General features: G+C 37.6%; 17 protein-coding genes. 2 read left to right on the forward strand and 15 right to left on the reverse strand.

From position 1 onward, the window contains the following. Positions 1 to 5: 5 nt before the first annotated feature. The 7 genes from MM213_RS07535 to accD all read right to left on the reverse strand — a co-directional run bounded on the left by MM213_RS07535 (position 6) and on the right by accD (position 6799). Positions 6 to 1301, reverse strand: coding sequence for a pseudouridine synthase (locus MM213_RS07535; protein ID WP_241411377.1), 1296 nt, complete (start codon positions 1299 to 1301; stop codon positions 6 to 8). A gap of 93 nt (positions 1302 to 1394) precedes the next feature. Further along, on the reverse strand, positions 1395 to 2201 hold the full coding sequence (gene murQ / locus MM213_RS07540; RefSeq protein WP_241410988.1) for an N-acetylmuramic acid 6-phosphate etherase: 807 nt from the start codon (positions 2199 to 2201) through the stop codon (positions 1395 to 1397). After that, positions 2182 to 3039 (reverse strand): N-acetylglucosamine kinase, encoded by an 858-nt coding sequence (locus tag MM213_RS07545; RefSeq protein ID WP_241410990.1) that lies wholly within the window; start codon positions 3037 to 3039, stop codon positions 2182 to 2184. Before MM213_RS07545 ends, murQ begins: the two co-directional genes overlap by 20 nt. A 1-nt stretch (position 3040) precedes the next feature. Then, positions 3041 to 3271, reverse strand: a complete 231-nt coding sequence (locus tag MM213_RS07550; RefSeq protein ID WP_241410992.1) for a cytochrome b5 domain-containing protein — start codon at positions 3269 to 3271, stop codon at positions 3041 to 3043. 1 nt (position 3272) lies between these two features. Further along, positions 3273 to 4424, reverse strand: coding sequence for a formimidoylglutamase (locus tag MM213_RS07555; protein WP_241410994.1), 1152 nt, complete (start codon positions 4422 to 4424; stop codon positions 3273 to 3275). An 86-nt stretch (positions 4425 to 4510) separates the two neighbouring features. Beyond that, the gene (gene nqrF, locus MM213_RS07560; protein WP_241410996.1) at positions 4511 to 5815 is read right to left on the reverse strand and encodes an NADH:ubiquinone reductase (Na(+)-transporting) subunit F; all 1305 of its coding nucleotides are present in this window, start codon (positions 5813 to 5815) and stop codon (positions 4511 to 4513) included. A gap of 141 nt (positions 5816 to 5956) precedes the next feature. After that, a complete protein-coding gene (gene accD / locus MM213_RS07565; RefSeq protein ID WP_241410998.1) occupies positions 5957 to 6799 on the reverse strand; it encodes an acetyl-CoA carboxylase, carboxyltransferase subunit beta in 843 nt (280 codons plus the stop codon). A gap of 267 nt (positions 6800 to 7066) precedes the next feature. On the opposite strand from accD, the gene MM213_RS07570 reads away from it, so the two are divergent. Beyond that, on the forward strand, positions 7067 to 8692 hold the full coding sequence (locus MM213_RS07570) for a carbon starvation CstA family protein (RefSeq protein WP_241411000.1): 1626 nt from the start codon (positions 7067 to 7069) through the stop codon (positions 8690 to 8692). Here MM213_RS07570 and MM213_RS07575 read toward each other — a convergent pair whose 3' ends face one another. The 5 genes from MM213_RS07575 to MM213_RS07595 form a co-directional block, all read right to left on the reverse strand. Beyond that, the gene (locus MM213_RS07575) at positions 8693 to 9859 is read right to left on the reverse strand and encodes a hypothetical protein (protein WP_241411002.1); all 1167 of its coding nucleotides are present in this window, start codon (positions 9857 to 9859) and stop codon (positions 8693 to 8695) included. Positions 9860 to 9949: 90 nt separating this feature from the next. Continuing rightward, the gene (locus MM213_RS07580; protein ID WP_241411004.1) at positions 9950 to 10234 is read right to left on the reverse strand and encodes an addiction module antidote protein; all 285 of its coding nucleotides are present in this window, start codon (positions 10232 to 10234) and stop codon (positions 9950 to 9952) included. Between the two features lie 2 nt (positions 10235 to 10236). Continuing rightward, on the reverse strand, positions 10237 to 10536 hold the full coding sequence (locus MM213_RS07585) for a type II toxin-antitoxin system RelE/ParE family toxin (protein ID WP_241411006.1): 300 nt from the start codon (positions 10534 to 10536) through the stop codon (positions 10237 to 10239). A 236-nt stretch (positions 10537 to 10772) separates the two neighbouring features. Next, positions 10773 to 12302: a vanadium-dependent haloperoxidase gene (locus MM213_RS07590; RefSeq protein WP_241411008.1), complete on the reverse strand. Its 1530-nt coding sequence runs from the start codon at positions 12300 to 12302 to the stop codon at positions 10773 to 10775. Positions 12303 to 12309: 7 nt separating this feature from the next. Beyond that, positions 12310 to 13236, reverse strand: coding sequence for a transporter (locus MM213_RS07595; RefSeq protein ID WP_241411010.1), 927 nt, complete (start codon positions 13234 to 13236; stop codon positions 12310 to 12312). A gap of 131 nt (positions 13237 to 13367) precedes the next feature. On the opposite strand from MM213_RS07595, the gene MM213_RS07600 reads away from it, so the two are divergent. After that, a complete protein-coding gene (locus tag MM213_RS07600) occupies positions 13368 to 13511 on the forward strand; it encodes a hypothetical protein (RefSeq protein ID WP_241411012.1) in 144 nt (47 codons plus the stop codon). 394 nt (positions 13512 to 13905) lie between these two features. Here MM213_RS07600 and MM213_RS07605 read toward each other — a convergent pair whose 3' ends face one another. The 3 genes from MM213_RS07605 to nusA all read right to left on the reverse strand — a co-directional run bounded on the left by MM213_RS07605 (position 13906) and on the right by nusA (position 19269). Next, positions 13906 to 14445, reverse strand: a complete 540-nt coding sequence (locus tag MM213_RS07605; protein WP_241411014.1) for a hypothetical protein — start codon at positions 14443 to 14445, stop codon at positions 13906 to 13908. 482 nt (positions 14446 to 14927) lie between these two features. Continuing rightward, positions 14928 to 17954 (reverse strand): translation initiation factor IF-2, encoded by a 3027-nt coding sequence (gene infB, locus MM213_RS07610; protein WP_241411016.1) that lies wholly within the window; start codon positions 17952 to 17954, stop codon positions 14928 to 14930. A 67-nt stretch (positions 17955 to 18021) separates the two neighbouring features. Then, entirely contained in the window at positions 18022 to 19269 is a 1248-nt protein-coding gene (gene nusA, locus MM213_RS07615) for a transcription termination factor NusA (RefSeq protein WP_241411018.1), read from the reverse strand.

A 19269-nucleotide genomic window follows, 5' to 3' on the forward strand; every position in this document is an offset into this window, starting at 1 on the left:
AGTTATTATTTGAAATATTTCAAATTGATAACTTCTTTTTCGTTGAGGAATCTATATTTACCTCTTGGCAAATCTTTCTTATCCAAACCTGCATAGGTTACCCTATCCAATGCAACCACTTCATATCCAAAGTGAGCAAAGATCCTTCGGACGATTCTGTTTCTTCCAACATGGATTTCAAGACCTAAAATTGTCTTATCTTTTGAAAGTACTTGTAAATCGTTCACTTTGATGTCACCATCTTCCAAGGCAAAGCCTTCCAATATGGTTTCTTCATCTGCTTTGGTCAAAGGCTTATCCAGAGTAACTTGATAAATCTTTTTGATTTGATTTGAAGGATGAGACAGTTTAGCTGCCAACTCACCATCGTTTGTAAACAATAAAAGACCAGTTGTATTCCTATCTAATCTCCCTACAGGAAAGATTCTTTCTTTACATGCATTCCCTACCAACTCCATCACAGTCTTTCTCTCCATTGGATCGTCAGTTGTGGTGATAAAATCCTTTGGCTTATTCAGTAAAACATATACTGGTTTCTCTGGATTGATTGTTTTCCCTTTGTATGTAATTGTATCAGTTCTTTGGACTTTGTAGCCCATTTCCATGACAATTTCTCCATTTACCTTGACGTCTCCATTTTGAATCAATGTATCGGCTTCCCTCCTGGAACAAACACCAGAATTTGAGATATACTTATTGAGTCTGATCACATCATCATTTTGATTTTTGTTGAATTTCTTCTCAATTCTATCAAAATTGTAATCAGGTCTTGGCTCTGTCGGTGCTTCGTGAAATGATGGCTTTTGGGATTTCTTTCTCGCAGCCATTTTTTTCTCGATATCAGATTTTTTTACTGTTTCGAAAACCGGTCTTTCGTCTTTTCCACGACCTTTGTACACAGTCTTAAACTCCCCAGAATTCAATTTTGGATCTCCAGTTTTTGACCTACTGCTGGTTTTTCCATAAGAAGGACTATTTCTACCTTCCTGAGGCTTCGGAGTGTATTTCTTTTTTGGATGACCTTCTAGGCTAAATCCATCCGACTTTGTTGATTTAGATTTTGAAGATTCGCTATACGGTCTTTTAGAAGTTGCAGATTTCCTTTCTGTCAATTCTTCTGATTTTCTAAAAGGAGATTTTGATCTTCCTTCCGGTTTAGATTCATCTTTAGACCTTGATTTTCTAAAATCAGAATCTTTTGAAAAATCTTTTTTCCTGTCACTTCTACCTTCTTTGCTGTAAGGCTTGCTTGATTTAGAGTCTCTATTTGACCCTTGGTTTTTGTTATTTTCTCTTTTCATTTTCATGCAGCATCTCTGCTGTATTTTTGGTAAATCCCTTTACTGTCAGGCATATCTAAGTTCCTGAATTCAAAGGGGATGCAAATGTACGGATTATTTTTGATAAAATGATTCAACCGCAGCTCTCACCGAACCAAACTCCAACAATTTTGCTTTGGAATCATCTTCAGAAAGCCCTGTCGCTTCCATGATCATTTTAGTACCGCGCTTTACAAGCTTCTCATTAGACAACTGCATATCTACCATTTTATTACCTTTCACACGCCCAAGTTTGATCATTACAGTGGTAGAAATCATATTCAACACAAGCTTTTGGGCTGTTCCCGCTTTCATTCTCGTGCTTCCTGTGACAAATTCAGGTCCCACCACAACTTCAATTGGAAATTCCACTTCTGCTGCCAATGCCGTATTTAAATTGCACGTAATGCATGCAGTCAGCAATCCTTTTGATTTGGCACTTTTCACACCTCCAATAACATAAGGAGTGGTACCTGAAGCTGCTATGCCGATTACAGTATCTTGATCATTAAATCCAAAAGAGACTATATCTTCCCAGGCTTGCTCAGCATTATCTTCTGCATTTTCTACGGCTTTCCTGATAGCAGCATCACCACCTGCAATAATGCCAATCACCAAATCATGCGGAACCCCGTAGGTTGGTGGGCATTCAGAAGCATCCAAAATACCAAGCCTACCACTTGTACCTGCTCCTATGTAAAAAAGTCTCCCACCTTTTCGCATCCTCTGAACAATTTCTTCTACAAGTTTTTGGATTGAAGGCAAAATCTTTTCTATGACCAAAGCCACTTTTTGATCTTCTTTGTTGATGTTTTGAAGTAAGGTGATGACATCAAGCTTTTCCAAATCATCATAAAGCGAACTACTTTCTGTTGTATTCATGGTTTTCTCGATGATAGAGTGACAAGCCAGCTATCGGACTTTCCAAAATTAAATTCACTTGAATTCCTGCATCTGCAGCAGCACTTCTAAGTATATCACTATTGAAGAATGCTATGGATCCTACGAAATTGACTTGTTTTTCTTTATAATTTGCGTATTTCTTAATGTGCTTATTGAAAAAATCCTGAAATGAATCATAATACAACATATAACAATAAGGGTCATTTTTATGAGATGAAATAAATTTGCAGAAAGAAGCCATGTATCTATTTGGAAATGGCATCTTGTAGGTCTTAGCAATGATATCTTCATAATCAAGCTTAAGCTCTTCAGATACCAGTTTATTGATAGAATCCGGTAATTCCCCCTGAATAAAGTCTTGTAAAAATCTCTTTCCTACATAGGCACCTCCACCTTCATCACCAAAAATATAACCAGGTGAAGGCATTGAGTTCACAATATTATATCCATCATAATCACAGCTATTGGAGCCAGTACCCAAAATACAGGCAATTCCAGCTTGATTACCAAAAGTAGCTCGAGCTGCTGCCATCATATCATGATCTACATTTACATTTGCGCTAGTAAAAAAGGACTGAAGTACTATCCTAACTTGATCTTTTAATAAATCAGTGGAGCATCCTGCACCATAGTAAAACACTTCAGTAACATCATTTGCTATGCCTAGCAAAAAAGCTTCTTGAATAAGCTCAGCCATCTCTTGGCTAGTTTGGTAGGAAGGATTAAACCCAATACCTCTGTATTGCTCTATCTCCCCATCGTTTTTTATCAATCTCCAGTCTGTTTTACTGGATCCACTATCAGCTATTAAGATCATTCTATTCTTTCAAATGCCCTACGGTATCAAATTTAACAAATACTTTCTCGGTATGTGGGGCATCAACAAGCTCTTCTGTCAAGTCTTGACCCGCCCAATGTTCATAATGCTTTCCATTCTTCCACAACCTAGAGTTGGATACATCATAAATTATTCCTTTATAAGCTATCCATATTTCAGGCTTGTCTTGCCCATTTCTCAAAGCAAGTTGCTGCTTTGTGTAGATATTCATATCAAAACAGCTTTAACTGAGCATTAATCCACCTTTCAGGAATCTCTCCAGATTGTGCCATTTGATAATCTTTATAACTACATGGAATTATAGTAGTCCGTTCAAATTTCTCTTGGTCATTTTGTGGAATCTCCATCCACCATTTATCACTTCTTTTACTCTTGTAAAAGATAATCACAGATGGCTGAGCATCCAAAGAAACGGTGTATTTTATATAATCATTGCTCTTAAAACTCAGACTATCCTTTCTATCATAAAACCCTTCTATAAAGTACCAAATCATAGTAGCAATGATAGAGGCTGTTTTATTTCGACTATCATCATAATAAGGCTGATAGCCATAAATACCTATTGAGCTTAATTTTTCATTCATCCCTGCAAACCTGCAGATTTGGCAAGCTTCCTCTCCAGTAAGGCCAAAGGGTTGCGCATCAGCAGCACCGGGAGCATCAGCTGACAAGATAGCCGATACATCGAAGCTCATAAGATCTGCATTTCTAATCAAGGGCTCTATCTCTTTGAAATTTGCTCGTACATTTCCTAATCTAATATGATCAAAGTACAATTTCTCCATGACATTGATAAGGTCTTTGTCCACCAAAAAACTCTGATAAGCCAAATGAGAATAATTGAAAAGAAAATTGGGTTGGTGAAGGATAATATTTTGAGTGTGAGTTTGAAATGGTAGCGCATCTTCCTCCATATCTATTTTGGAGTCAACGGTAACTAAACTCACAAGCTTGTTCAATCCCTGATACGAAAGGTACTGTCCATAATCTAGGTCATGTGTACCTCCAATATATATAGGAAGAATTTGCTTTTTCAACAAAAACTCACCTACGGTTTTCAAGATATTGATAGACTCTTCGAGAGAATCTCCAGGGTGCAAATCACCTAGATCAACAATTTTATAGAGTGCTTCTCCCTTCTTAAGATGATATAATTTTTCCCTGATTTCTATTGCTGCTCTTTCGATGGTATCAGCATTTTTCATTCCTCTTTTTTCAGAAAGCCCAATGATGGCCAATTGCACCCCTTTGATGTCAGGAAATGTCTCTCCATGATAATGGATGAAATTGAAGAAAGAATTGTGGGCATATTTCTGTTGGGTGATAATTTCAGGAACAGGCTCAAAGAATGATTTTAGGTTCATAGGATTATGCAAAGTCTAACTCAAAAATAAGTAAAAAAATCAGAGTGAAATAAAAAAGTCCCGCTTATGCGGGACTGAATCTTTTTTTATCCTCCGAAATCATCAAATCTGATGTTCTCTTGAGGAACTCCCATATCATCTAGAAGCTTCAATACTGCAGCATTCATCAATGGAGGCCCACATAGATAAAATTCTATCTCGTCTGGCTCAGGATGATCCTTCAAGTAATTGTCATAAAGTACTTGGTGGATAAACCCTACGTAACCATCACCTTCTTTATCATCTAAGGATTTCTTTACCTGCCAATTATCTTCAGGCATAGGCTCAGACAATCCGATATGGAAATTAAAGTTAGGGAAATCCTTTTCTATATCTCTAAATTGAGGAGTGTAGAACAACTCTTTTTTCGATCTACCACCATACCAATAAGAAACCTTTCTGTCTGTTTTCTCAGTATGGAACAAGTGGAAAATGTGCGATCTCAATGGTGCCATACCAGCTCCACCACCAATATAAACCATTTCTCTATCGGTTGGATTGATATGGAATTCTCCATATGGTCCAGAGATTACTACTTTATCACCAGGCTTCTGAGAGAATACATATGAAGAACAAACACCTGGATTTACATCCATCCATTTGTTATTCGCTCTATCCCAAGGCGGAGTAGCAATTCTGATTGTCAACATTACAATGTTTCCTTCAGCAGGGTGGTTAGCCATGGAATATGCTCTGAAGAGTTCTTCGTCATTTTTCATAACCAAGTCCCAAAGACCAAACTTATCCCAGTCGCTTTGGTAAACATCCTGTGGGTGACCTAAGTCTGGATGAGGAGTAATGTCCATATCCTTGAAGTTCACTGTCACTACAGGAACGTCAATTTGGATATATCCACCGGATTCAAAATCCAAAATTTCTCCTTCTGGAAGTTTAACCTTAAACTCTTTGATAAAAGTAGAAACATTGTAATTGGAAATAACTTCGCATTCCCACTTTTTGATCCCGAAGATTTCTTCAGGGATTCTGATTTTCATGTCTTGTTTTACTTTCACTTGACATGAAAGTCTCACATTACTTTGCTTCTCAGCTCTACTCAAATGTCCTTCTTCGGTAGGAAGAACTTCTCCTCCTCCATCTTCAATGACACATTTACACATGGCACATGTACCACCACCACCACAAGCGGATGGCAAGAAGATTTTTTTATTTCCCAAAGTATTCAACAATGTCGAACCAGCAGAAGTAACGATAGGATTGCTTTCATCACCATTGACGATGATTTTCACATCTCCTGAATTCACCAGCTTGGATTGGGCAAACAAAAGGATAAAAACGAGTAGCAAAATAATCAGCGTAAATGCTACAATCGAAGTAATAATTACTGAACCCATTTAATAACGATTTTTACTTTTTATTTTTCAGTATTTAGTCCCTACTTAGGGAACACAAATATATTTATAAATAGATAAACTTGGCCAAAAGCTGTTTGATTTTTGACAATTTATCTGGTATTTAACTATAGCTATAACAGATTAACCGTTCAGTAGGTTTAGCAAAGTAGTCAATCTGTTTTTCAACTGCCTTCTATCGATGATGAAATCAAGAAAACCATGTTCCAAAACAAACTCTGAACTTTGAAATCCTTTTGGCAGATCCTTTCCGATAGTCTCCCTGATTACCCTTGGACCTGCGAAACCAATCAATGCTCCTGGTTCGGCAATATTAAAATCACCCAACATCGCATACGAGGCAGTGACTCCCCCAGTTGTAGGATCAGTCAATAATGATATATAAGGAATTCCTGCTTTATCTAACAATGCAAGCTTGGCAGATGTTTTAGCCATTTGCATCAAACTGAAACCCGCTTCCATCATTCTAGCGCCCCCAGACTTCGAAATCATCAAAAAAGGAATCTTTTCTTTCAATGAATAATCTATCGCCCTGGCAATTTTTTCACCAACGACTGAACCCATTGAACCTCCTATAAAGTTAAAATCCATACAGGAAATCACAAGATCCAAACCATTTATCTTTCCAACTGCTGATCTTACTGCATCATTCAGCTCTGTTTTGGAAATAGTTGCTTCAATTCTTGATGTGTAAGGTTTCGTATCTGTAAATTTCAAAGGGTCACCAGAAGTCAATTTTTCATCCAGCTCTTTGAATTTATTACCATCAAATAAAATCTCAAAATACTCTTTTGAACCAATTTTGACGTGATAATCATCATCAGGACATACATAAGAGTTATGCTTCAATTCACGGGTATGGATAATGTTACCTTTTGGGGTCTTGTACCACAGACCGTCGGGAGCATCTTTCTTTTCCTCTGTTGAGGTTTTAATTCCTTTATCTGTTCTCTTAAACCAAGCCATATTTTATTCTTATTAAAACCCCAAAGATAAAATTCAGGGACTACAAATTTATAGGTTATATCCATTAAATAAAATTAACATCCTATGTTCCTTCCAATTCAAAACATAAACAATTGTTTCACAGTATTTTAATAAACTTCTCAAGACCATAAACTTATTGGATATCTCTAAAAAAGCAGACAAAAATCTTCATTGATTAAGTAAACTGTTTGTAAATTGTTTATTAAGAGAGATATTCAAAGTCTAAACCATTGAAAAACCCAAAACATGAATTTAATCTCTTTGTTGAGCATATCAGCTGTCATCTTGATTGCGGCTTATTTTGTATATGGCAAATATGTTTATAATAAATTCAAGCTCAACGACAAAAGAACAGCTCCATCACATGAATTTTCTGATGGCGTAGATTATATCCCAAGCAAACCTATTGTGGTATTAGGGCATCATTTTGCTTCTATTGCAGGCGCAGGCCCTATCGTAGGACCGATTATCGCTTTGACCTTTGGTTGGATTCCGGCAGTAATCTGGATTTTGATTGGTGGGATCTTTTTTGGAGCTGTCCATGATTTGGGAAGCATGGCTGCGTCGCTTAGAAACCAAGGAAAATCTATTGGTGTGATTATTCAAAACACTATTGGCTATAAAGGGAAGCAGCTTTTTATTCTCTTTAGCTTCTCAACCTTGATCCTGATTATTGGTGTATTTGCAGATATCATTGCCAAAACCTTTGTCAGCAACCCTGGAGTAGCATCTGCTTCACTCTTTTTTATCATTTTAGCTATCGTTTTTGGTACTATCAATAAAATCATTGGGGATAAGAAAATAGCATTTATAGTGATTTCAGTGATCGGAATTGTATTGATGTACTATTTCGTCTATTTGGGCATGCAGATCCCGATAGCTTTGGATTATCAAATATGGATTTACATACTTTTGATCTATGCGTTTATCGCTTCGGTCGCACCTGTCTCCATGCTTTTGCAACCTAGAGATTACTTAAATAGCTTTTTGCTATATGGACTTATTCTCGCAGCTGTGATCGGAGTATTTATTGCTAACCCTACGATCGTCATGGACAACGAGGTACACATCAGCTCAGACAATCTTGGCTATATCTTTCCAGTATTATTCGTCACGATCGCCTGTGGAGCAATCAGTGGTTTTCATTCACTGGTTGCTTCCGGCACTACCTCCAAGCAGCTTGATAAGGAGAGTGATGCGAAATTAGTAGGTTTTGGAGGTATGCTAATTGAATCGTTTTTAGCGATCATTGCAGTAGCAGCAGTTATTGTATTGACTAGGTCAGAGTATTTAGAAAAAATAGAAACACTTGGGCCTGTTCCGCTATTTGCCAATGGTTTGGGCAATATTATTTCAAGTTTGGGGATCTCAGAAGACTTTGCTATTGGTTTTGTAGCACTCACGGTATCTGCATTTGCCTTGACGACTTTGGATACCTGTACGAGACTGGCAAGATTCACACTTCAGGAGTATTTTGAGGACATCAAAAGCCCTAAGGTTGCAAAAGTCGCTCAAAATAGATATCTGTCCACTTCGATCGTTGTCGTTTTAGCAGTTTTGCTTTTGGGTTCAGGAGGATTTAGCATTCTTTGGCCAATTTTTGGTTCTGCAAACCAATTGCTAGCAGCACTGGCATTATTGACTATTTCAGTTTGGTTAATGAAGCAAAAAACCAATGCCACATTTGTCCTGATCCCAATGTTCTTTATGTTCACTGTGACATTGACTTCCTTGGCATTGTTTGCTTGGAAAAATTATCAAGATCAGGTCTATGTACTAGCTGGAATTGCTATTGTGCTATTTCTACTTTCTTTTGCGCTTATTTATCTGGCAGTGAAAAGTATAAGGAAAGAGATGAACCTGAAAAACTAATCATTCATTATCGAAATTATTTGACATAATTATTCGAAACACAAAATCATTAAATGTCTCATCTGGAAGTCTATGCGAATCAATCAATAAGTCCAGCTCATCATCTGTCTTGTATGTTTTGAGAGCGTGAAGTGCATACTCTGGGCCGTGAAAATCAATAAGATACTTAATGAAATTTCCATAAAAAACATTCTTGAAATTAACAATTTCCTCAATTAAGAAACCCAACTGATCTTTGTTTTCAAAGCATATTTCGCGTGTTTCAAAATCATCCAATGCCATTTGGGTAGATGATTCTAGAGAGAAGCCCCCTTGTGCACCACCGAAATAGGTTGCAAAACCTTCATCCAAATACTTATTTGGGTTTGCGACGTTTGGGTTTCCATTACCAACAAACGAATGTACATACAAATGAGCTAATTCATGGGGATGATAAGCTGTACTAGTTCCTAAAAACAAAGACCAATCCGCTGGCCTACAAAATGAATTCTCTTGATATGCATCATACATATTAGAGCCATAATCATAGCCTAATGATGCAAAAAGTTCTTTAGAATTATTGAATACATAACAATCAAATTCAAGTTCAGGAATATCAAAAAATGCCGAAAGCTTCTTGCTGAATCTAATCATCTCGTTTATATCTTCTTGATTCAATTGATATGTGGAGTGATTAAAATACCGAATGTTACCATACCTCTCAGGATTGACTCTTATATAAGTATCGTAATAATTGAGGAAAATAAAGCCCATTTGTTTGGACGGTATTGCTGGAATATTAAGTATACTTTCAATATTAGTTCCGTTAAAAAAACCTAATTTAACAACTTTATACCCTCCTTGCTCAATCAGTGCCAAAACCTGAATTCTATTTGATTCTAAAACATTCTTATATAGCTCGAAATATGGGTAAACGCTCATAGAATCTGAATAGAACCAAGAATCCCTGTGATCATAATTATTATCATCAAATTGAGTTAAATAATTTTCAATACTATTAACCAACAAGCTATCTTCTCTACTCATTACAGAGTCCAAAGAATTATTTATTTCCAAAGCTATATTTTGTGCAAGTGATTCTTCAAGTATTCCCTTGTCTTCTGAACATGAAAAGATCAAAAACAAAGACAAGAGAAAGCTCCAAATATTTTTAAAAAAAGCTGTCATATATTTATAAAACAATCGTAGCATGAATTTTCATGTAATTCGAAATCAATCAAACCATCACTTATACTATTTTATTCTGTTTATGTTACTTTACGTTGATATCGGATTCACTTGAATTTGTCCACCAATCGCTTTTAAAACTTTCATTATCGTAGCAAATTGCGGTTTTGCTCCATCAGATAATGCTTTGTATAAACTCGGTCTGCTCATTCCAGTTTCTTCGGCAATTTTTGTCATTCCGATTGCTTTTGCAATATGCCCAATTGCATTAATCACATCAGCGTTGTCCCCCTCTTCTAACACTGTGTTAAGATATTCCGCAATCATTTCCTTACTGTCTAAATAATCCGCTATTTCAAATTTTGAAGTTCCCATTTTTAACTATTTAATTTTTCCCAAATCGCTTTTGCTTTTTTAATGTCATTTTGCTGAGTAGATTTATCTCCACCTAATAAGAGAATGATTATCTTTCCATTTTTTTCTTTAAAATATACACGATAACCTTTTGCGAAATTCACTTTCAACTCTCGAATCCCATCTCCAACTGGTTCACAATCACCAAAATGCTCATCATTCTCTAATTTCTGAATTCTAAACAAAATCTTCGATTTTGCTTTGAGGTCTCTTACCTTTCTTAACCATTTGTCAAATTCAGTCGTTTTCTCAATAAAAAACATAACGATTGTATCTAATTGGATACAAATTTAAATTATTTCTCTGGATAAATTCAATTTGTATTGATATTTATTGCGGTATCAATTATAATACACCATAACTCTGATGTAGAAGTAGATTTACACTGTAAATCAATCAATACTATTAAACACTCCTTTCACTTTCTTGGGAATCCTCCAAGCCAAATTCACATTGATAAAATAAATTTTGTAGATATTTTTCATGTCCTATTTACAAATTACTTTACCCTATCATTTTTGGCTTTTTCTACAGCATAACTCCCTACGTTTCTACCCTGCTCTATTCCCACTTCTGCATCAAATCGGTAATGGATTCCACCATAGACCCGAGACATCGCTGCTTCTTCGGCATATTTGTTAAACATACTTTGATCTTCAGGAAAGAAATAGGACAGGACTACAGCGCCCGCAGCCGAAAAAGTACTGTGCCCAGAAGTATAGGCTGGAAAATTGGGAGTACCCAAAATGGTCTTGAACCCAGGGATAGTCTGAATAGGTCTTGGATAATGATAGTAGTATTTTGCATCCCAACAACTGATTCCTGCATCTACAATAGCCGTATTCATATAAGCAAAAACCTTTGCAGAGCGAAGAGGGTTAAGCTTGTTTTTGACAATTGCTTCCTTTGCAAATTTATTCCAATGTCCCGGAGGTGTATAGGTACCGAGTCCATCTTGCCACCAATTTGCGATTTTTCTTTGCTCCACAGTCAGATTATTCGCAAACCTTTTTAGTTCCTCTGCATCCTTGTTGAATTGATCAGATCCAGGAGCTGGAGGTGGGCCAGGACGTACTTCTTCCACATTTGACACATTCCACATTTTGACTTTCCCAAACAAAGGGGTTAGTCCCACAGGCCTTTTTGGTGATTCCATATTTTCCCAGGCCCAACCAAACCTTTCAAAGGCAGCATTTTTGATAGAATCAGACACTGGTTTTGGAGTTTGTGCCTTTGACATTCCATCGGTAGAAGCTCGCTGAAGCGCGATTTTGGAGATTTCAGACCCAATCAATTCTCCTGCATCCAAGTCACTTTTGAAATTGATCCCAGCCTGAAGCATACTCCTAAGATGCTCTTGAAACAAGCCTTCCAAAAAATCTTTTTCCAAAGGAAACATGGCACTTAAGATATCTTTTGAAACTTTGGCAACCACTGCCCCATCGGAGGGAAATGAAGGTAGGTTGTTTTTGGAATAAGCCGGAATTATCCCCGAATCCTCTTGGTATGGTGAGTTTAGCTTAAATTTATATTTGCAATGCCAAGCAGCAACTAAGCCATCGAACTGGGCAACACTCAAATATGCCAATGCTCTGCTGGTATATGGAGGGTGTGCAAAAGGAAAAGCGGGAGGACCTTGTGGATTGGCTGGATTAGGCAATGTGTATGTTCCGTCTTCATTTGGCCCTGGAATTAGGTTATACTTCGCTGCCAACTCAAGCGCAATTTCATTCCATCTGATAATCGGATTGGACGTCCAGTATTCTACTGCTTTGGTTTCGTCCTTGGTCATCGAAGACATGAGCAACTTAATATCATCCAACTCTTGTGCCCTACCAGTTTGAGGAGCTTCTAGTGCTATTTCCTCTATATCACCCAAAAGAAATGTATTCATAAGACCACCATTTTCATCCAGTTCAGAAAAACTATAATCTTCAAATTCAAAATAAGATGGGGTCTCTTCGATGCACGAAATATTGCAAAATCCCACAGTAAGCAAAATTGCTATAGAGGTTATATATTTATTCATAATGATTTCACTTTTTAGTTAATTCCAATTGATAAGTCAGTCCCAATCCAAGAGAAGAGAATTGACCCATATTTCTCCCTCCTACTGCATAGTTGTAATAGGCGAGTACTCCTAGTCCTTGTCGGCCCTTGATGTAATATTGAGCCCATGCACCGACTTGGCTGACCTCCATCTTGTTGGTAGGTTGGGGTGCATTATAAGCCCTTATGTCGTCCCCGGAAAGGCAATTGAGCAATTGATAAGTGGCCTCTAGCCTCAATTGATTTTCCAAAAACCAGTAACCTATAGCTGCGTGAAAATTAAAAGCATCAGGCACGTTCATAAATTGAGAGTAAACACTTCCATTTTGGTAATAGTAATTCCGTTCAATCTCAGTTTGTCCTCTTTTGAGATATGCAATAGAGGATCGAAAGACCAGTCCATTATCCATTTTATATCCAGCAATAGCCCGCAAACCTAATTCAGGAGCTCCAAAACCTAAACTAAAAGGCATGTAGTCCGAAAGATAATTGCCGACAGGACGGCTATAATGTAAATTAGTAAGGAAGAGTAATCTACCACCGGTGATTCTTTTTTGAAGCCACTCTACTTTAGCAGAAACACTAAGATCCTGAATTCCAGATTGGCCAACCTGAGTTCCACCTGAGGCTTTTGTCGCGATATAAGGGAGGCTTGCTATAATATTAACTTTGCTTGTCAATCCCAATGCTATCATGGGCATGCCCATTTGTCTTGTCAAAGTTCCAATGTTTGCATTTTCTCTGAGTCTGGTTCCTTCCCAGTATTTATCCCAAGTGGAATGTTCATAAATCAGGGCTATACAAATCTCATTTTTACCCATCATTACTTCATCCCAGGGTGTTTGTGCATTGCTTTTGAATTGAACAAAAAATGACATAATCAATCCAAGGATTATTGGTAGTGATTTATTCATATTGATATTTTAATAAAGCTTTATAAATGTTTGAATTCTGAAAAATCAAATACGGATATACGGAACTTTGCCACTAACTAAAAAAAAGCCTGATTTAGCTTAGATCCGATATTAATTGATATTAGATACTCATGGATATTGAACATAAGCAAGCAATCAACCTTGGAATTAAAGCTACTGGCAAAGAAGCGTATAATCATAAAATCAAACCATGTCAGAATTGGAATCTTGGAGGCTGTCCAAAAAGCAAAACCAATTTCCCTAAGCTCAAATGATGCATTGAAATCAACTTACTAAACTCTCCTGCTCGTGTATTTGCGGAAATCTTGAATAATCAAGCCACAAAGGCACGGAAAAGCAAAGAGCTTTAAGCTGAAACTAACATTACTTGGGAATAAAATTTATGGAATCACTGATGGGACAGCCTTCAAGATTGATTAAAATCATACCTAAGTCTTTGATTCATATTTCCACCGAATCGGAAAAATCAATCAAAAAAAACCTAAGAATGAAAGTCTTACTTCATTTAGAAAATCAAAACACGCACTACATCAGCTATCAATCCATGTCCAACAAACCCCTTTGAAAAAACATAGATTTGATACACTAATACTGCAATACTGTTTTGTGAATAACTAAATGAAATAACCAAAATGAATGGCTTAAAAATCAAACAAGCTCTGGAGGAGGAGTGTGATTACTCAGATACAAATCATTATAAGTCGAAAAAATAAACCCTATGTATTTTCTTTCTTCTTCCAGCACCAATGGAACAACAAATTCTTGATTTGGTTTTGTGTAATCCTTGATGAAAATTTTGGACAGTAAAGAATTGCCGTTTTCAGAAGGTATTTCATCCGAAACCAATGAAGCTATCCATTTTTTCACAACCGAGTCCAGCTTGTTTTTGGCAGTATCTGGAACATAGATAACCCGCAAAGTATCATTGGCATACCTTTGCTTGACTGCCCGATAATTTTGTCCATCTTTCTCAAATGTAGTGTTGGTAGTCTGAAATTCGTCTTGGTCTGCCATGTATGGAACAGAAATAGGAATCTCCATGATCTCTTCCTCTATTTCATCTGTATCGAAAATCTTCTCTGTCCACAGAGATTCAAGTTGAAACGAAAATGTATAATAAAAACCATAGTAGCCGAAATGGTACAAAGCAAAAACGCTTAAAAGTAATATGGCTAAAATTTTTCTCAACTTTATTAGTTATTTGGGTCTTTAAAATTAGCAAAATTTAAGTGAAACAAAAGAAACTCAAATAATTTTATTTACAAACATCAAAAAGGCCAATATTAATAATGACAGACCATACACTTTCAACACTTTCAACCTATTAAACCTATCCAGAAACCAAAGTACCAAAACAGGCTTATAAAGTCCAAGAATTAAGGAAAGGATACTACCTATAGTTAGAATTTGTAATAAAAGGTGAATGGCATCTTTCATGTGTTTATAATTTGTTTTTCAGAGGTCATCCCGATTGGTCGGGACAGGCTATGGAATCTCGCATGGTTGATAATCATCCCAGTGTGTGACGTTCTTCGTCATGCTTGATTTCATATGATTTTAAACCAATTGTTATTTCTCCTAAACCTACTTTGATCTTCGGGAAAAACTAGAACATAAACAAAAAAAGGAACCTCCTTGCGGAAGTTCCTCTGATATGGTTAATAGTTATCCTATTTCTTACGCTTGATCTCTTGCATAGTGTAACCTTCGATGGTGTCATCTACTAAGATGTCATTAAACTTCTTGATTGAAATACCACATTCGTAGCCAGCTTTCACTTCAGATACATCGTCCTTGAATCTCTTCAATTGATCGATTTCTCCATCATGAACCACAATACCATCACGTATTACTCTTATCTTATTCTTACGAGTAATGAACCCATCAGTAACATAAGAACCAGCGACAGTACCAATTTTAGAGATTTTGAATATTTCTCTCACTTGGATATTACCAGTGATGATTTCTTCAAATTCTGGCTCAAGCATTCCCTCGATAGCATCTTTGATTTGATTGATCGCATCGTAGATGATAGAGTAATGTCTGATTTCGATTTCTTCCTGTTCGGCGATTTTCTTCGCATTCGGAGAAGGTCTTACCTGGAAACCGATGATGATCGCATCGGAAGCCGAAGCTAACAATACATCTGATTCAGAAATCTGACCAACACCCTTGTGTATGATATTGACAGACACTTCATCTTTCGATAGCTTCAACAAGGAATCGGAAAGTGCTTCTACTGAACCATCCACATCACCTTTGATAATGATATTGAGTTCCTTAAAGCTACCGATAGCCAATCTACGTCCAATTTCATCAAGTGTGATGTGTTTCTTGGTACGCATACTTTGCTCTCTTTGGATCTGCTCCCTTGAGTTGGCAATCTCTCTAGCCTCTCTCTCGGTATCATAAACTTTGAATGTATCACCAGCTTGTGGTGCTCCACTAAGTCCCAATACCTGAACAGGAGTAGAAGGTCCAGCTTCTTTCAGTTTTTTACCTTTATGGTCAAACATCGCCTTCACCTTACCATAATGCTGACCTGCAAGCATCACATCACCTACTTTAAGCGTACCAGCCTGAACCATCACTGTGGTCACATAACCTCTACCCTTATCTAAGGATGCTTCTACTACAGTACCTACCGCATTTTTGTCAGGATTCGCTGTCAGCTCAAGAACTTCAGCTTCAAGCAATACTTTTTCAAGTAGTTCGTCTATACCTGTACCTACTTTTGCAGAGATATCTTGGGACTGATATTTACCACCCCATTCTTCTACTAATAGGTTCATATTTGCCAATTGCTCCTTAATCTTGTTAGGATTTGCATTTGGTTTATCAATTTTGTTGATAGCAAAAATCATTGGAACACCAGCTACTTGCGCGTGGTTGATTGCTTCTTTGGTCTGAGGCATGATATCATCATCCGCAGCCACTACGATAATCGCAACATCAGTGATTTTCGCACCTCTAGCTCTCATCGCTGTAAATGCTTCGTGACCTGGTGTATCAAGGAAAGCGATTTTTTCACCAGTACTCGTCATTACGTCATAAGCTCCGATATGCTGGGTGATTCCACCTGCTTCATCATCAGTAACCTTTGCCCTTCTAATAAAATCAAGAAGGGAAGTCTTACCATGATCGACGTGACCCATTATCGTCACAATCGGTGCTCTAGTAACTAGATCCTCTGGATTATCTACTTCTACTATTGTATTTTCCTCTTCATCAGATTTGGTAAATTCAACTTCAAAGTCAAATTCATCAGCGATGATTGTAATTGCTTCAGCATCCAATCTTTGATTGATTGACACAAACATACCAAGAGACATACAAGTCGAAATAACTTGGTTTACCGAAACATCCATCAATGAAGCTAGGTCATTTGCAGAGATAAACTCAGTAACTTTAAGGATTTTGTTTTCTTCAAAGCCCTCCTCAGTATCTCTACTTCTCTCAGCTTTTTTGTCTCTTCTGTTTTTACCTTTTCCTCCACCAGACTTACCACCTTGCAATCTAGCAAGAGTTTGTTTGATTTGATCTTGGATTTCTTTTTGAGTAGGCTCAGCTTTTTGAACTCTTCCTCCAGCGTGTCCACCTTGTCCCGGTCTGCCACCTTGCCCAGGTCTTCCCTGAGGACTTCTTCTCTCTCTTTGGTTTGGTCCACCACCAGCTCTGTGCCCACCTTGTGGTTGTCCAGCTGGTTTATTTGCACCAGGAGTGTTTGCGCCTGGTTTGGCAGCATCCCCACCTGGAGTATTTTTATCTATTCTCTTACGAACTCTTTTTTTCTTGTCCTTATTCCTCTCATCAGAAGAGGCTACAGGCTTCCCTTTTTTCTTTGGACGATCTGTAGGCAATTCTATTTTACCCAATACAGTCAAACCTTTCAAAGAATCTGCTTTAGCAGCAATCACTTGCTGTGGCTCTGCCTCAACCTTTACAGTAGGAGGTGTTGGCTTTGGAGCTTCTTTTCTTGGTTCTTCTTTTTTCGGAGAAGAATCTTTTGAAAAAGGTTTTTGCGATTGTTGATGCGTAGAAACAGGTTTTTGTGATTTAGCGTTGTCTTGTTGCTGAGGCTTCACAGCCTGAGTTGGTTTTTCTACTTTAGCTTCAACCTTCGGAGCTTCCTCCTTTTTAGGTTCTGGCTTCACTTCTTGCTTTGGTTTTTCCTCAGCTTTAGGCTCCACTTTCGCCTCTACTTTTGGAGTAGGTGCTGGTGTAGGAGTTGGTGCTGGTGCTGGCTTTGGAGAAAGATCAATTTTTCCCAATACCTTTATCCCAGGTAATTTTGGCGCTTCTGCAGCAACTTTTGGCTCTTCCTTTTGTTCTTCTTTAGGCTTTTCGGGCGCAGGTGAAGGTGCAGGGGTTGGCGTTGGAGTTGGCTTCACAGCTTCCACTTTTTTCTCTTCTTTTACTGGCTCAGGCTTAGACTCTTCACGAGCTTCTGACTCCGCCTCTATAGTAAAAGTCTCATGATGACGTTTACCTATTGATAGGTGTGATGCCTCTTCCTTCTCTTGGGCAGAGGACTTAAATTCTTTGGCCAGCACACTAAATTGATCTATGCTGATCTTCGAATTTGGATTATTTTCGACTTCAACGCCCTTTTTAGCCATAGATTCCACAATCGTAGCTATTCCTACGTTGAGTTTTCTGGCGACTTGGCCAAGTCTCATCATTTTTTCTTCTGACATACGCTAAAAACCTCTTTCTAATTCTTTGGCAAATATAAGACCTATATTTGGGTAAATTGGTCTTTATTTATTGTTCAAATTCCTGTTTTAATATTTTGAAGATATCTTCAATAGTCTCTTCCTCAAGCTCGGTACGTCTCAAGAGGTCTTCTTTTGATAAGGAAAGTACACTTTTGGCAGTATCCAAACCTGTCTTTTTCAACTCATCAATCACCCAACTTTCGATTTCATCACCGAATTCGTCAAGAACCACATCTTCTTCATCTTCATATTCACTCAATTCTCTAAATACATCAATCTCGTATCCAACCAATCTACTTGCAAGACGGATATTGAATCCACCCTTACCGATAGCCATGGATACTTGATCTGGCTTCATAAAAACTGAGATCCTTTTCTTCTCATGATCCGCCTGGATCGAAGAAACTTTTGCCGGGCTCAAAGCTCGCGACACATATAAATCAAGATTATCGGTGAAATTAATCACATCGATATTCTCATTTTGCAACTCTCTAACTACTGCATGGATTCTGCTCCCCTTCATTCCGACACAAGCTCCTACTGGATCAATTCTGTCGTCATAAGATTCGACAGCCACTTTCGCTCTTTCTCCTGGTTCTCTGACGATCTTTTTGATTGTAATCAATCCGTCAAAAACTTCTGGAACTTCATTTTCAAACAATCTTTCCAAGAAAATTGGAGACGTTCTAGACAGAATGATTCTAGGATTACCATTTACCATCTCCACCTTGTGGACAATAGCTCTTGCAGAGTCTCCTTTTCTAAATCTATCTTTTGGAATCTGCTCGCCTTTAGGCAGGATAAGCTCATTTCCTTCTCCATCCATCAGCAAAACTTCCCTTCCGAGAATCTGATAAACTTCAGCAGAAATGATTTCTCCAACCAACTCTTCGTATTGATTGAATAGCAAATCTTTTTCAAGATCCTTGATCTTTTGGATCAAAGTCTGTCTTGCCATCATGACAGCCCTACGACCAAAATCTTCCAATTCAATTTTTTCGTACACCTCTTCGCCAACTTCAAAATCAGGCTCGATCTTTTGTGCATCTGTAAGGCTTATTTTGTCAAAATCCCAAATATCTTCAGAGTTGTCATCTACGATCTCTCTAATCCTTAATATTTCAAGATCACCTTTATCTGCATTGATTGTTACATCAAAATTCTCGTCGGTCTCGTACTTCTTGCGAATCATCGCTCTAAACACATCTTCGAGAATGCGAATCATCGTTGGTCGATCCACATTTTTTGATCTTGCAAATTCTGCAAATGATTCTATAAGAACTTTAGCATCCAT

The organism is Belliella alkalica, assembly GCF_022549785.1.
Classification (GTDB): Bacteria; Bacteroidota; Bacteroidia; order Cytophagales; family Cyclobacteriaceae; genus Belliella; species Belliella alkalica.